At 70.6% G+C, this 13,522-nt stretch carries 13 protein-coding genes and 1 rRNA gene; 2 read left to right on the top strand and 12 right to left on the bottom strand.

Annotation, left to right across the window (positions count from 1 at the left end; all coding sequences use genetic code 11):
* Window positions 1-95 (top strand): 5S ribosomal RNA (gene rrf, locus ABZ454_RS23460); the annotation flags it as partial.
* 76 nt (window positions 96-171) lie between these two features.
* On the opposite strand, the gene ABZ454_RS23455 is transcribed toward rrf, so the two are convergent.
* From ABZ454_RS23455 to ABZ454_RS23440, 4 genes are read right to left on the bottom strand one after another with little or no spacing between them, the layout of a single operon-like run.
* On the bottom strand, window positions 172-837 hold the full coding sequence (locus tag ABZ454_RS23455) for a response regulator transcription factor (protein WP_359540497.1): 666 nt from the start codon (window positions 835-837) through the stop codon (window positions 172-174).
* Entirely contained in the window at window positions 834-2,090 is a 1,257-nt protein-coding gene (locus ABZ454_RS23450) for a histidine kinase (protein WP_359540495.1), read from the bottom strand. The genes ABZ454_RS23455 and ABZ454_RS23450 overlap by 4 nt, the downstream gene beginning before the upstream one ends.
* Before the next feature lie 42 nt (window positions 2,091-2,132).
* Window positions 2,133-2,924: an ABC transporter permease gene (locus ABZ454_RS23445; protein WP_359540492.1), complete on the bottom strand. Its 792-nt coding sequence runs from the start codon at window positions 2,922-2,924 to the stop codon at window positions 2,133-2,135.
* On the bottom strand, window positions 2,921-3,853 hold the full coding sequence (locus tag ABZ454_RS23440) for an ATP-binding cassette domain-containing protein (protein WP_359540491.1): 933 nt from the start codon (window positions 3,851-3,853) through the stop codon (window positions 2,921-2,923). Before ABZ454_RS23440 ends, ABZ454_RS23445 begins: the two co-directional genes overlap by 4 nt.
* A gap of 154 nt (window positions 3,854-4,007) precedes the next feature.
* Here ABZ454_RS23440 and ABZ454_RS23435 point away from each other — a divergent pair, with 154 nt between their 5' ends.
* Window positions 4,008-4,580 (top strand): GNAT family N-acetyltransferase, encoded by a 573-nt coding sequence (locus ABZ454_RS23435; protein WP_359540489.1) that lies wholly within the window; start codon window positions 4,008-4,010, stop codon window positions 4,578-4,580.
* Between the two features lie 34 nt (window positions 4,581-4,614).
* Here ABZ454_RS23435 and ABZ454_RS23430 read toward each other — a convergent pair whose 3' ends face one another.
* The 8 genes from ABZ454_RS23430 to ABZ454_RS23395 all read right to left on the bottom strand — a co-directional run bounded on the left by ABZ454_RS23430 (window position 4,615) and on the right by ABZ454_RS23395 (window position 13,392).
* Window positions 4,615-6,183 (bottom strand): type VI secretion protein, encoded by a 1,569-nt coding sequence (locus ABZ454_RS23430; protein WP_359540487.1) that lies wholly within the window; start codon window positions 6,181-6,183, stop codon window positions 4,615-4,617.
* A 1-nt stretch (window position 6,184) separates the two neighbouring features.
* Window positions 6,185-7,603, bottom strand: a complete 1,419-nt coding sequence (locus ABZ454_RS23425; RefSeq protein ID WP_359540484.1) for an ATP-binding protein — start codon at window positions 7,601-7,603, stop codon at window positions 6,185-6,187.
* A 54-nt stretch (window positions 7,604-7,657) separates the two neighbouring features.
* Window positions 7,658-9,208 (bottom strand): SCO6880 family protein, encoded by a 1,551-nt coding sequence (locus ABZ454_RS23420; RefSeq protein ID WP_356318748.1) that lies wholly within the window; start codon window positions 9,206-9,208, stop codon window positions 7,658-7,660.
* Complete coding sequence (locus ABZ454_RS23415; protein ID WP_359540511.1) at window positions 9,205-10,503, bottom strand: hypothetical protein; 1,299 nt, start codon at window positions 10,501-10,503, stop codon at window positions 9,205-9,207. Before ABZ454_RS23415 ends, ABZ454_RS23420 begins: the two co-directional genes overlap by 4 nt.
* 49 nt (window positions 10,504-10,552) lie before the next feature.
* Window positions 10,553-11,416, bottom strand: a complete 864-nt coding sequence (locus ABZ454_RS23410; RefSeq protein ID WP_359540481.1) for a hypothetical protein — start codon at window positions 11,414-11,416, stop codon at window positions 10,553-10,555.
* A 181-nt stretch (window positions 11,417-11,597) separates the two neighbouring features.
* Window positions 11,598-11,906, bottom strand: a complete 309-nt coding sequence (locus tag ABZ454_RS23405; RefSeq protein ID WP_356318751.1) for a hypothetical protein — start codon at window positions 11,904-11,906, stop codon at window positions 11,598-11,600.
* 314 nt (window positions 11,907-12,220) lie between these two features.
* Window positions 12,221-12,922: a DUF402 domain-containing protein gene (locus tag ABZ454_RS23400; RefSeq protein WP_359540478.1), complete on the bottom strand. Its 702-nt coding sequence runs from the start codon at window positions 12,920-12,922 to the stop codon at window positions 12,221-12,223.
* A gap of 158 nt (window positions 12,923-13,080) precedes the next feature.
* On the bottom strand, window positions 13,081-13,392 hold the full coding sequence (locus ABZ454_RS23395) for a hypothetical protein (RefSeq protein ID WP_359540476.1): 312 nt from the start codon (window positions 13,390-13,392) through the stop codon (window positions 13,081-13,083).
* Window positions 13,393-13,522 lie beyond the last annotated feature (130 nt).

Raw genomic sequence — 13,522 nt, 5'->3', positions numbered from 1 at the left:
AAACGCCCGGTTACATTCCGAACCCGGAAGCTAAGCCTTTCAGCGCCGATGGTACTGCAGGGGGGACCCTGTGGGAGAGTAGGACGCCGCCGAACAATCATTGTAGAAAGCCCCGTGCCCTTGTGGCACGGGGCTTTTCTGCGTTCCGGAGCAGAAATGCCGAGAGGCCATTCAGCCTGCGGTGACCAGGTGCGTGTCGTACGCCAGGATGACCGCCTGGACGCGGTCTCTGGCTCCCGTCTTCGCGAGGATGCGTGAGACATGGGTCTTCACGGTCGACTCGGCCACGTGGAACCGTTCGGAGATCTCCGAGTTGGTCCAGCCCCGACCGATGACGGTGAGGATCTCCCGTTCCCGGTCGGTGAGTTTCGCGAGCCGCGCGTCCGGTGTCGCGGGTCCGCCGGGCGTGGCCGGCAAGTGCTGTACGTACGCGTCCAGGAGACGGCGGGTCAGGCTCGGGGCGACCACCGCGTCGCCGCTGGCCACCGCCCGGATGCCGGAGAGGAGTTCCTCCGGCAGGGCGTCCTTGATCAGGAATCCGCTGGCGCCGGCGCGGAGACCGTCGTACGCATAGCGGTCCAGGTCGAAGGTGGTGACGATGAGGACGCGGGTGCGGGAACCGGTCCTGATGATGCGGCGGGTTGCCTCGATGCCGTCGAGCAGGGGCATGCGGATGTCCATGAGGGCGACGTCCGGCTGATGCCGGGTCACGAGCTGGACGGCCTCGTGGCCATCGGCGGCTTCACCGACGACGGTCATGTCGTCCTGGCTCTCCAGCAGCATGCGGAAGCCGAAGCGCTGCATGGGCTGGTCGTCCGCGATGAGCACGGTCGTCACGAGGGGGAGTCCTCCAGGGGGAGTCGGAGCCGTACGCGCCAGCCGGTGGTTCCGGGCCGGGCGGCTTCGAGTGTGCCGTCGTACAGCGAAGCGCGTTCACGCAGGCCCGTGATGCCCTGACCGGGGCCGTCGGGCGGGCCGGCGGTGGGATGCGGGGCGCCGTTGTCCGTGATCAGCACCTCCAGCTCCGTCGGACGGTACGTCAACGTGACCTCCGCCGCCAGGGCGGGACCGGGGCCGGCGTGCTTCAGCGTGTTCGTCAGGGCCTCCTGCACGACGCGGAACACCGTCAGTTGGCGGCCTGCCGTGGGCGGGACGGCCGGGGGTGTGCCCCGGCGCCGCAGGCGTACGGGGAGGCCTGCGCTGCGTACGCCGTCCACCAAGGCGTCGATGTCGTCGAGCGTGGGCTGGGGGGTGCGGTCGGCCAGGTCCGGGTGGTCGCGCAGGACGCCGAGCAGGCGGCGGAGTTCGGAGAGGGCCTGTCGGCTCGTGGTGCCGATGGCGTCCAGGGCTTGGGCGGCCCGCTCGGGGCTCTTGGCCGCGGCGTAGGCGCCGCCGTCCGCGAGGCCCGTGATGACCGCGAGGTTGTGGCCGATGATGTCGTGCATCTCCCGTGCGATACGCGTCCGTTCGGCGGCTGCCGCCAGCTGGGCCTGCTGGTCGCGTTCGCGTTCGAGGCGGTCGGCGCGGTCGACGAGGGCCTCCGTGTACTCCTTGCGCGTACGCACCACGATGCCGACCAGGGCGGCGAGCACGAACGCGTACAGGTGCGGGACGAAGATGCGGTCCCAGTCGCCCGGGGAACGGCCCGAGCTGGCCGCGAGGGGGACGAGCACGATGGCGCCCGACCAGGCCAGAGTGCGCACCGGCTTCCGGAGCGCGACGTGGAAGACGGCGATCTCCTGGAGAAGTGCGGCCTGGATCGCCGCCCCCGTCCAGCCGTTGGCCAGGGAGAACGGTGCCATGAACACCAGCACGGCCAGGGGATGGCTGCGGCGCCACAGCAGCGGGGCGGAGAAGGCCACGCTCATCGTCAGAACCAGCGACTCCGGCACATGGGGGTCGACGGCGACCGTGCGCCAGCCGCCGGACGAGACGTCGATGACGGCGAACAGCACCCAGAACGTGGTCAGCAGTCCGTCCCAGACGAGGGGGCGGCGGCGGTCGGACGCGCGGACGCGCTGGAGCAGGCGCTGGATGTGTCCGGTGAGCGGGAAGGTTCCCGTCGGCCGGTGGGTGTCGTCGTTCGTCACGTGTCCGTCACTCGTCCGTCCTCGCGCCCGGTCCCGTCCGCGTCATGCGTCGCGGCGGCGCAGGAGCAGCGCCGCCGCGATCAGTGTGGCCGCCGCCCAGAGGAGGAGGGCGAGCAGGGCCCCGCCGGTGGAGGCGGCGTCGGGAAGGGGTGTCGCGGAGCCCAGTACGCCGGCCGCCTGGGTGGGGAAGTAGCGGACGGCGGTGGCCACGGCGTCGTACGGGAGCATGGTGAGCACCTCCGGCAGGACCATCACGCCTCCGATGAAGGCGCCGATCGCACCCGGGACCGAGCGGAGCAGGGCGCCGAGGCCGAGGGCGATGAGGCTGAGGAGGGTGGCCCCGACGGCGTTGCCGGCGATGGCCCGGAGCACGCCGGGGTCGCTGAGGGCGGCGGCCTGGTCCGTGTCGTGGAGGAAGAGCTGCGCGACGGCGAACGTGAGCAGGGAGGTGGCCAGCATGACGGTGAGGACGGTGGCGGTGAACACGGCCGCCTTGGCCCACAGGACCGGGAGCCGGCGGGGGACCGCGGTGAGTGAGGCGCGGATCATGCCGGAGGAGTACTCGCCCGCGGTGACGAGGATGCCGAGGACCACCGTGCAGAGCGTGCCGAGTGTGGTGCCGTAGAGGACGAGGATGACGGTGTCGACGTCCGAGTCGCCGCCGTCGGACGTGTAGGTGGTGCCCATGACGATGCCGACGGCGAGGACGAGGGCGGCGGCGGAGCCGAGGGTGATCCAGCTGGAGCGCAGGGTGCGGAGCTTGTGCCATTCGGAGCGCAGCACCCGGGCCGGAGTGACGCGGTAGGGGTGCGCGGTGGTCGTCGCGGTGGTCATGCGAGGGCTCCGGTCGGTTCGGGGGCGGTGATCCGGTAGTCGACCGACGCCTGGGTGAGGTCCATGAAGGCCTGTTCCAGGGAGGCGGCGAGCGGGGTGAGTTCGTACAGGGGGATGGTGTGGGCGGCGGCGACGCGTCCGATGTGGGCGGCGTCCGTGCCGTGGACCTCCAGGTGGTCCGGGCCGTCCGCTCCGGTGATGGCGATGCCGGGGCCGCGCAGGAGGTCGCGCAGGGCGGCGGCCTGCGGGGTGACGACCTTGACCGCGCTGCCGCCCGCGGTGGCGACGAAGTCGGCGACCGTGGTGTCGGCGAGGAGGCGGCCGCGACCGATGATGACCAGGTGGTCGGCGGTGAGGGCCATCTCGCTCATCAGGTGTGAGGAGACGAGGACCGTGCGGCCCTGGGCCGCGAGGGACTTGAGGAGGGTGCGGATCCAGAGCACACCCTCCGGGTCGAGGCCGTTGACGGGCTCGTCCAGGATCAGGGTGGCCGGGTCGCCGAGCAGGGCCGCGGCGATGCCGAGCCGCTGGCCCATGCCGAGCGAGAACCCTTTGACGCGCTTCCCGACGACGGCGGTCAGGCCCGCGAGGTCGAGGACGTGTTCGACGCGGCTGCGCGGGATGCCGTGGGTGTGGGCCAGTGCCATGAGGTGGTGGAAGGCGGTCCGGCCGGGGTGGACGGAGCGGGCCTCCAGCAGGGCGCCGACTTCGGTGAGGGGTGCGCTGTGGGTGGCGTACGCGCGTCCGCCGATGGTGGCGCGGCCGTGGGTGGGGGCGTCCAGGCCGAGGAGCATGCGCATGGTCGTGGATTTTCCGGCGCCGTTCGGGCCGAGGAAGCCGGTGACGGCGCCGGGCCGGACCGTGAAGTCGAGGTCCTGGACGACGGTGGTGTCGCCGTACCGTTTGGTGAGTTCGTATGCCCTGATCATGGGATGGACGCTACGGAGCCGGCGGGCGCGGGGCGTCGGACCGGGGGTGGGACGCGGCGGCGGGCGTAGTACCGGGGTAGGACACCGCTTCGTCCCCCGGGGGTCCGCCGCTAAGCGTTTGCGCGACCAAGGGAGCGCAGGTCAGGATCGATGCATGGACTACGTGATACGGGCCGTGCGTGCTGACGAGTGGCAGTCGGCGAAGGAACTCAGGCTGGCCGCGTTGCGGGATCCGGTCGCCCCGGTGGCCTTCCTGGAGACGTACGAGGAAGGCCGGCAGCGGTCCGACGACTTCTGGCGAGAGCGGACGCTCGGTGCGTCGGAGGAGGGCGGGGGCCGGGTGCGGCAGTTCGTCGCCGAGGCGCCCGACGGCAGTTGGGCGGGCACGGTGACCGTGCTGATCGAGCGGCCGGACGACGAGGTGCGGTTCGGTGCGGCGGCGGCGGTCCACCAGGCGCATGTGGTCGCGGTGTTCGTCCGGCCCGAGGCGCGGGGCAGGGGGCTGGCCGAGGAGTTGTTCCGGGCCGGGACGGACTGGGCGTGGTCGTTGGGCGAGCCGTTGATCGAGCGTGTGCGGCTGTATGTGCACGAGGACAATCCGCGGGCGGCCGCCGTCTACCGGCGGATCGGGTTCGTGCCGACGGGGGAGACCGTGCCGATGCCGGGTGACCCGACGGCCCGGGAGCTGGAGTACGCGGTGGCGCGCCCGTCGGACCTGCGGGCCTGAGGGAATGAGGGCCTGGTGATCCGCTGACCTGGTGTCAGAGGGTGGTCGGGGTCTGGAGGTGCTGGTTCCAGCGGGCGCGGGCCTGTTCGCGGGAGCGGAGCAGCGCGACGGTGGGCAGGCCCTGTTCCTCGCCGGTGGAGAGGAGCTCGGGCAGCCGGGGGAGCGGCGCGACGGCCGCGATGTCGTCGAGGACGAGCGTCATTGGTGGGTCGAGCCGGCCGTCGGATGACCGTGCGGCCATGCGACGGCCGTGCTCGACCACGTCTGAGGCGAGCGCGGTGAGCAGGGGCATCGCCCCGGGGCCCGAGCGCGGGTTCTCGATGGGTTCGCCGACCACATAGAGGCTGCCCCCCTCGGCCGCGAATGATGCAAGGGCCAGCGAGTCGGCGCGGTTCGGTGTGCAGGCGTCCCGGATGTGGACCGAGGACAGAGCGCCGAAGGCCCGCACCGTCAGCTCCTGCGCCATCTCGCGGCGCTCGGGGTGGGCGGTGAGCGCGGACTCCAGCAGTCCGGCCAGTCCGGAGGCCGCCTTGGGGTGGGTACGGAGCAGGCGCACCGGTTCGTGGGCGCTGCCGCCGAGGGCCCAGCGGTGGACCTGGCGGAAGGGGCGGCCGTCGATGGCGGCGGCGTGCAGCCAGCACTGCAGGAGGGTCTCCGCGGTGTCGGCCGTCGCCGCGTCGATGCGGGACTGCGGTCGTACGGGGGCCAGGAGGGCGGCGGCGCGGGCGGCGGCGCGGTCGGGCTCTTCGCAGCCGGTGGTGGGGGCCCAGTGGAGCCGCGCCGGGGTGTCGCAGAGGTGGCCGGGGTCGTAGACGAGGACCGGGCCGATCTTGGCCCGGGCGTCCTTGGTCTCGGCCCAGACGCTGGGGTCGGAGGTGACGACGAGCACGGGGCCGTCCGCCTCGCGGATGGCCTGGACGGCGGTGGGCCGGCGGGTGGCGGCGGGGCCGTAGACGACGAGGGGCGTGCGCGGGGAGGGAACGACGGGCGGGATCGGGGCTGGGGAGCCAAGGGGCCCGGTGGCGTCGGCCGGGGGTGCCTGCGCGGGGGGCGGTGCGGTAGTGACGGGTGCGGTGACCGGTGGGGAGGTGACCGGTGCGGTGACCGGTGGGGCGGTGGGTTCCTCGGACGGGGCGGGGTGTGGGGCTGGGTGGGGGGCCTGCTCCTCGTACGCGTACTCCTGCGCAGGCTCGTTCCTCGGCTCCAGCCGTTCGGCGCGCTGGCGTGCCCGCACACCCCTCCAGCGGGCGATGACGCCCATCACGAAGATGGCCAGCACCACCAGCACCATCAGTTCGCCTATGAACAGCCCCCAGAACAGCCCGTATCCGGAGAGCTCTCCGGGCGGGGTGGCCGGCCAGGCGGCGGGCAGGTCGTGCGGTGCCTCCACGAGCCGGCGCATGGCCAGGGGTGTTTCAGCGAGGGTGACGCCATCCGGCCAGCCGCCGTGGGCGAGGAGGCCGGCCAGACCGGTGGCCGTCCAGGCCAGGAGCGTCAGCCCGAGCAGGAAGAGCAGCAGCCCGATCAGCAGCCCGTCCGGGATGCCCCCGCCGTTCCCGTTGCCTCCGCCGTTGCGTACGTCACCGCGCCCCGCACCCGCCATGTCATGCCACCGTTGACTCGGACGACTCGTTCAGCCGTTGCTGGTTCTCGATCCGTGCCGCGCGTTGCTCCGCCTCCAGTTCAGCGGCGCGTACGTCCTCCGGGAGGAGGTCGGAGGCGGAGGACTCGGTCATGGCGCGGTCGGTGAAGACGAGGGGGCGTTCGGCTTCGGTGATCAGGTGTTTGACGACCTGTACGTTGCCGTTGACGTCCCAGACCGCGATGCCGGGGGTGAGCGTGGGGATGATCTCGACCGCCCATCGGGGCAGCCCGAGCACCCGCCCGGTCGCTCTGGCCTCGTCGGCCTTCTGGGCGTAGATCGTCCGTGTCGAGGCCATCTTCAAGATGGCCGCCGCTTCCCGCGCCGCGGCTCCGTCGACCACGTCGCTGAGGTGGTGGACGACGGCGACGAACGACAGTCCGAGCCGGCGGCCGAACTTCAGCAGGCGCTGGAAGAGCTGCGCGACGAACGGGGAGTTGATGATGTGCCAGGCCTCCTCCACCAGGAAGATGCGCTTCTTCCGGTCGGGCCTGATCCAGGTGTGTTCCAGCCAGACGCCGACGATCGCCATGAGGATCGGCATGGCGATGGAGTTGCGGTCGATGTGCGAGAGGTCGAAGACGATCAGCGGGGCGTCGAGGTCGATGCCCGCGGACGTCGGTCCGTCGAACATGCCGCGCAGGTCACCGTCGACGAGCCGGTCCAGGACGAGGGCGACGTCCAGGCCCCAGGCCCGTACGTCGTCTATGTCGACGTTCATCGCCTGGGCGGACTCCGGCTCCGGGTGGCGCAGCTGGTCGACGATGTCCATCAGCACGGGCTGGCGGTCGGTCGTCGTCTCGTTCACGTAGGCGTGCGCGACCTTGAGCGCGAAGCCGGACCGTTCGTCGAGGCCGTGGCCCATGGCGACTTCGATGATGGTGCGCAGCAGGGCGAGCTGCCCGGTGGTGGTGATCGAGGGGTCGAGCGGGTTGAGGCGGATGCCGCCGTTGAGCGCGGAGGTGGGGTCGAGGCGGATGGGGGTCAGGCCCAGTTCCTGGGCGATGAGGTTCCATTCGCCGACGCCGTCCTCGCCCTGGGCGTCCAGGACGACGACCTGGCGGTCGCGGAAGCGGAGCTGGCGCAGGACGTACGTCTTCTCCAGCGCGGACTTGCCGTTGCCGGACTCGCCGAGCACCAGCCAGTGCGGGGCGGGGAGCTGTTGCCCGTACAGCTGGAAGGGGTCGTAGATGTAGCCCTTGCCGGAGTACACCTCACGGCCGATGATCACGCCGGAGTCGCCGAGGCCGGGGGCCGCGGTGGGCAGGTAGACCGCCTGGGCCTGTCCGGTCGAGGTGCGGACGGGCAGCCGGGTCGTCTCCACCTTCCCGAAGAGGAAGGCGGTAAAGGCGTCCGACAACGCGGACAGCGGATCTCGCATGGCGTGACTGACCTCCCTCTCGGTGTCGCGGACTCGAAGTCGGGGGCGGGTGGGTTAGCGGCGGATGCCGGTGGCGAAGGGCAGGGTGTTCACGAACGCGCGGTGGTGCTCGCGGTCGCACCACTCCAGCTTGAGATACGACTTGCCCGCCGAGGCCCGGATCGTCCGCTTGTCGCGGGCGAGGGACTCGGGCGAACGCGAGGACACGGTGATGTACCCCACGAGGTTGACCCCGGCGGCGCCGCTCGCGAGATCTTCACCCCGCTGGTCGAGCCGGCCGTGGGCGGCGATGTCGCGGGGGTCGACGGTGCGGTTCATCTTGGCCTGGCGGCTGGCCTCGGCCTCGTCGTTGGTCTTCTCGGTGAGCATCCGCTCGATGGCGATCTCGGTGGGTTCGAGGTCCATGGTGACCGCGACCGTACGGATCACGTCGGGCGTGTGGACGAGGAGCGGGGCGAGGAAGTTGACGCCGACGGGCGTCATCGGCCACTCCTTCACCCAGGCCGTGGAGTGGCACCAGGGCGCGCGGGTGGAGGACTCGCGGGTCTTGGCCTGCAGGAAGGTCGGTTCGACCGCGTCCAGTTCGGCGGGCCAGGCGTTGCGCTTGGTCATGGCCTGGATGTGGTCGATGGGGTGGTCGGGGTCGTACATCGAGTGGACGAGGGAGGCCAGCCGGCTCTGGCCGAGGGGCTGGCGGACCCGGATGTCGGCCTCGGCGAGGCGGGCACAGATGTCGGTGAGTTCGCGCGCCATGACGACGGCGAGGCCGGCGTCCCGGTCGAGTTTGCGGCCGGCGTGCGGGCGGGCGGCGCGGGCCATGGCGTGGGCCTCGGCGGCGAGCTCGCGGTTGAAGTGCATGCAGGCGACGAGGTAGGCGCGGTGCTGCTCGCTGGAGGTGGAGACCATGGACTGGAGCTGTTCGTACGACTCCTGCAGCCAGCCCGGGGAGGCCTTGTCGCCGCGCTGGGCGACGTCCTTGGCGTGGGCGTCGGGGTCGGCGGGCAGGGTGCGGGCCAGCATCTGGATGCGGGTCACGAAGCCGTCCCCGTTGGCGACGTGCTTGAGCAGGGTGCCGAACCGGTCGACGAGCGCTTCCTGGTCCTCGCTGTCGCGCAGCCCGACGCCGGGCCCCTCGATCTCGATGGCCGCGGTGACGGTGCGGCGGTCGGCGTGCAGCAGTACGGCGATCTCGTCCGGCCCGAAGGGTGCGGCCAGCCAGTTGATCCGGCCGATGCCGGGGGGCGGCCCGATCTCGACCTCGCGCCCGTCGGCGCTGACGCCCGCCTCCATGGCGGAGGAGCGGTAGGTCGTGCCGCGGCGCAGGGAGCGCTTGAAGCTCCGGTTGATCTCGAACCACTTGTAGAAGGTCCGGTGCTTGTACGGGACGTAGACGATGGCCAGGGCGAGCAGCGGGAAGCCGGTGAGCAGCACGATGCGCAGGGACAGGACCGGGACGAGCAGCCCGCTCATCATGCCGAGGAACGCACCGCCGATGATCAGGGCGATCTCGCCCGTCTCGCGGTTCTTGCCGACGATCGCGTTCGGCCGGGCCCGGCCGATGAGATACGTACGGCGGGGCGTGATCGGATGGGACTGGGTGCTCAACGCCCGCCACCTCCTGTGCTCTTGTTACCTGAACTGCCTGATCCGCCCGATCCGCCGCGTGATCCCCGGCTGCCGTGCGGGGTGCCGGACGTGGGGCCCGAACCGCTGCGGGGCGGAGGTGCGGCGGAGGGGACAGATCCGCCGCCGACCCCGCTCCCGGAGTTGCGGGAGCTGTGTGCGGCGACTCCGCCGCTGACCGGGTTGGCGGGCCGTCCGCCGCCGCTGCCGCCTTCGCCGCCGCTGCGGCTGCTGTGGGTCTTGATGCCCTGCGAGACGAGAGCGGCCGGCGAGCTGATCATCGCGGCGGCCTGGGAACCGTCGGTGGCCTGCTTGCGGTTGGTGCGGGCACCCTGGATCTCGTCGCCGAAGCCGGGGACGAAGCGGTAGATCATGCCGGACGCGAAGATCGCCAGCAGGATGATGGCCAGCCCGGAGACGACGGCCGAGAACGCGTCGGGTCCGTCGTCGGAGGACAGCGCGCCGGCCAGCCCGAGCACGATGACGATGACCGGCTTCACCATGATCACGGCGATCATGATGCCCGCCCAGCGGCGCACGTGCCCCCACATGTTCTTGTCGACGAGCCCCGCGTACACGGCGGTTCCGAGCAGGGCGCCGACGTAGAGCAGGGCGGCGCGGATCACGAGCTCCAGCCAGAGGATGCCCGCGGCGAGGATCGACACCAGGGAGACGACGATCAGCATGATCGGCCCGCCGCCGATGTCGGCGTCCTTCTTGAGCGCCTCGGCGAACGACCCGAAGAAGACGTCGGTCTGCCCGCCGGAGGACGAGGAGACGACCTCGGTCACGCCGTCGGTGGCGGAGACGATCGTGTACAGGATCAGCGGCGTGAACGCGGACGCGAGGACCGTGAGCCACAGGAACCCGATGGCCTCGGAGATCGCGGTAGTCAGCGGCACGCCGCGGATCGCCCGCTTGGCGACGGCCAGCAGCCACAGGACGAGCGTCAGGACGGTGGAGGCGGCGAAGACGATCGCGTACTGCTGGAGGAAGCGGGTGTTGGTGAAGTCGACGTTCGCGGTGTTCTTGACGGCGTCGCTGAGTTTGCCCACGATCCACGCTGCGGCGTCGGCGCAGCCGCGGCCCAGGGAGGTGAGGGGGTCGAGGGCGGGGTCGACGCTGTCGGGGAGTTTGGACCTGGGGGCGGAGTCGCCTTCGCAGTAGTCCTTGGCGAGGCCTACGATGAGGTCACACGCCTCGTTGCCCTTACTGGGGGACGGCGACGGTGTCGGCGATGGAGCCGCTGAGGCTTGTGAAGCCAGCACGACCAGCATGGCAGGAAGGCTGCCGAGGAATGCCAGGGCGAACGCACCCCGGCGGCGGTTAGCGCGCATAGACGAAGCCTCCGTATCCCTCGACCGCGCCGGCGATCTCATCGGCGGAAGACGCCCGATTGTCGCCGCTGACCGGAGTGGGCCCCTCTGTCTGGCTGGAGGACTCGATCTTCCAGTCGTTGCCGATCCACTTGAGCGTCTCCGAGATCGTGAACCAGGTCTCCGTCACCGGCTTAGTGGATCCTTGCCCGGCCATGCCGACGAGGCCGGTGCACCAAACTTCGACAGTGACCGTGTCACCGCTGCCCTCGACTACTTTGGTGCCCACGGGAATCGTTCGGGAGACGAACGTCAGGCCGCTGGGCGTGCTGCCGTCGTCGTTCAGGCCGACGTTCTTGAGGAAGTCAGGGGAGTAGGCCGCCTCGAGATCAGTGATCAACTTGTCCACCAGTGCCGGATCGTGGGTTGCCTGCACGATGGCCTGACGAGAGGCAGAGTTGAACATGTCGGCCGAGCCGAGCGCCACCGCGAAGTTGGACGCCGCGCTCTGCGCCCCCTGCTCGTCGTGTGCGAAACCGGATGGGATGTCACCGTTCTTCCCCGTCACCGGTTTGGTCCCCGTAGCCGCCGTCGGGGCCGCGCCCGCCTTGTTTCCGCCGGCACCACCCGACGTGCCGCCGTCGCCGCCGTCGCCTCCGCCCATGTTGGCGAACGCGATCGCTCCGAGCAGGAGCACGATCACGCCCACGACCGTGATCAGCGAGCGGGAGCTGCGGGCCGGGCGGCGGGGGCCGTAGCCGTCGCCGCCCTCGCCGTCGGGGAGGCGGGTGCGGGTCTGGCGCGTACCGCCGATGGTGCTGTAGCCGTCGCCCGTACGCCCCGAGTCGTTGCCGTAGCCGTCGTCGTGACTCATGCCGCGTACGCCCCCTCAACCGTTGCCTGGACCGTGTCTTTGTACGACGGTAGCCGTGCTGGTTTCCGCGCGGAGGCGGTGTGGTGACTCGACATCAGGGAGACGCAACCTCTGTCGGTGGGCACGACGGACGGATGGTGAGGGTGGGCGGGACTGCCCTGGGCGCGGGCCGACGGCTGGGCTAGACGGCCATCCCGTAGACGATGGTGAACACGGTTCCCAGCGATCCGATGATGAACACACCGGTCAGGCCCGCGACGATCAGTCCCTTGCCCTGTTCCGCGCTGAACGTGTCGCGCAGCGCGGTCGCGCCGATGCGCTGCTTGGCCGCGCCCCAGACCGCGATGCCGAGGCAGAGCAGGATGGCGATCGCCATCACCACCTCGATCATTACGCGGGCCTCGTTGCCCAAGGTCCCGAACGGGCCCCAGTTCGGGGCGATTCCGCCGATGATGGTGGTGATGTCGCCCTTCTCAGCTGCCAGGTTCATGTAAGTCACCGCCCCTGCTGGGTAGTTCGATGCCCGCACCGCACGGCACGAGTCACCCTCTATCTTCGCTGATGAAACTGCTCTCGCACGACGACTTGGCGGCTCTCTTTACCCGGATCTCGTACATATGACCGGTCTGGCTGCCCTGACCTGCGGATCGAATCGGTGTGTGAGTGATGTGTGTCTGGTTACTCTGTGTATCACGGAGGGTGACGCCGGGCAATGATCGCCATCACGCCACCCTGGCCGAGACCTGAGAAGGGGCTGTTGGGGCTGTTCCCGCACCCTTCAGGGGGTGAGAGGACGGCCGCCAGTCAGAGGAGCGGGCGGCGGGGGACGGGGGGCCGGGGTGGGGTCCGCCAGGTCGACGGCGGCCGGAAATCGCACCAGGATCCGTCGAACGGAAAGGTTCCGGCCTCGGCGAGCCGTGCGACTCTGACCCCCTCGGTCCGGATGGCCACCGCCTCTTCTGCGCTCCAGTACGCGGGATGGCCGGTCTTCTCGGCGAAGGACTCCTCGTCCTTCCACTGCCAGGTCCGGTCCGGAGCCACGTTGATGTCGAGCTCGTGGTCGGCGATGTCGATGTGGTCGCCGTGGTGGACGCGGCGTTCGAGATTGACGTACCAGCCGCGGAACTTCTGTCTGCGGCCGAAGAGCCACAGGACGGAGTGAGCGGCACCGGTCGGCTGGTAGAAGAGGGCGCTGCCCATCGGCCACCGGCCGGTAACCAGGGGGTAGCCCTCGGCCGGGCGCTCGTGGGGGGCGATGTCCCGCAGGTGCGTGGTGCCGCGCGGGAGCGCCGTGCGCCACATCGGGGTGCCCGTCTCCATCCAGACGAGCTGGCCCGCCGGGGTGCGTTCGACGAGGCGCACGGGTACGGAGGCGCTCAGGTGGCCGCCTATGAAGAAGTTCCAGTACAGGATCTGGCCCGGCCGGTTACCCGCGAGGGTGCTCGTGTCGGTGCTCGCGTGAGTTCTTGTGCCGTTGCTCGCGAGGTCCCTCTTGCCCGCTTTCATGCGTTTGATCATGCCCGCGACGAGAGCTCCGGACACGTCACCGGCGCTGTGCACGAAAGCCGGTCGGGTGTTCGCGGTCCCGGGTGCTGTCGGCCTCCTTGGGCGTGACCCTTGGGGCCGGCGGTCTCGCTGCGCCGCAGCCCGTGCCGGCTACGGGGTCAGTGGCCTCCCCGGTTCTCCACGCACGGTCCCGTCCCCGGCTGGGGCTCGGCGTAGGCCCCGTGGATCTGGATGGTCAGCTCCTTCTCCGTCACGTGCCCGGACACGCAGACGTCGCCCGTGTGCACGCTGTAGAACCCGTTTCCTACGTAGACGCCGTGCTGTTTTCCGCAGCCGAGATGCTCCAGGGCCGTCGCGATCCGCTTCTCGCTGACGTCACCCTTCTTCCGGGCCTTCTCCAGCTCGTGCTGAATGAGCCCGGCCGAGGCCTCGCCCTTGGCGCGCTGGGTCGCGGTCAGTTCCATCGACATGCGGTAGGCGTGATTGTCGGCGTAGTTGGGGGGACGGTCCGCACTGTTTCCCTCCGGTGGAGTGCCGGCAGTGCCGGGAGTGCCGGGAGTGCTGGATTCGTTCGGTGTGCGGGAGGGGGAGGGTGGGACT

It is taken from the genome of Streptomyces sp. NPDC005803 (assembly GCF_040630435.1).
Lineage (GTDB): Bacteria > Actinomycetota > Actinomycetes > Streptomycetales > Streptomycetaceae > Streptomyces.
Note: the sequence above shows the minus strand (reverse complement) of the source record. Positions and strands in the feature narration are given on the sequence as shown.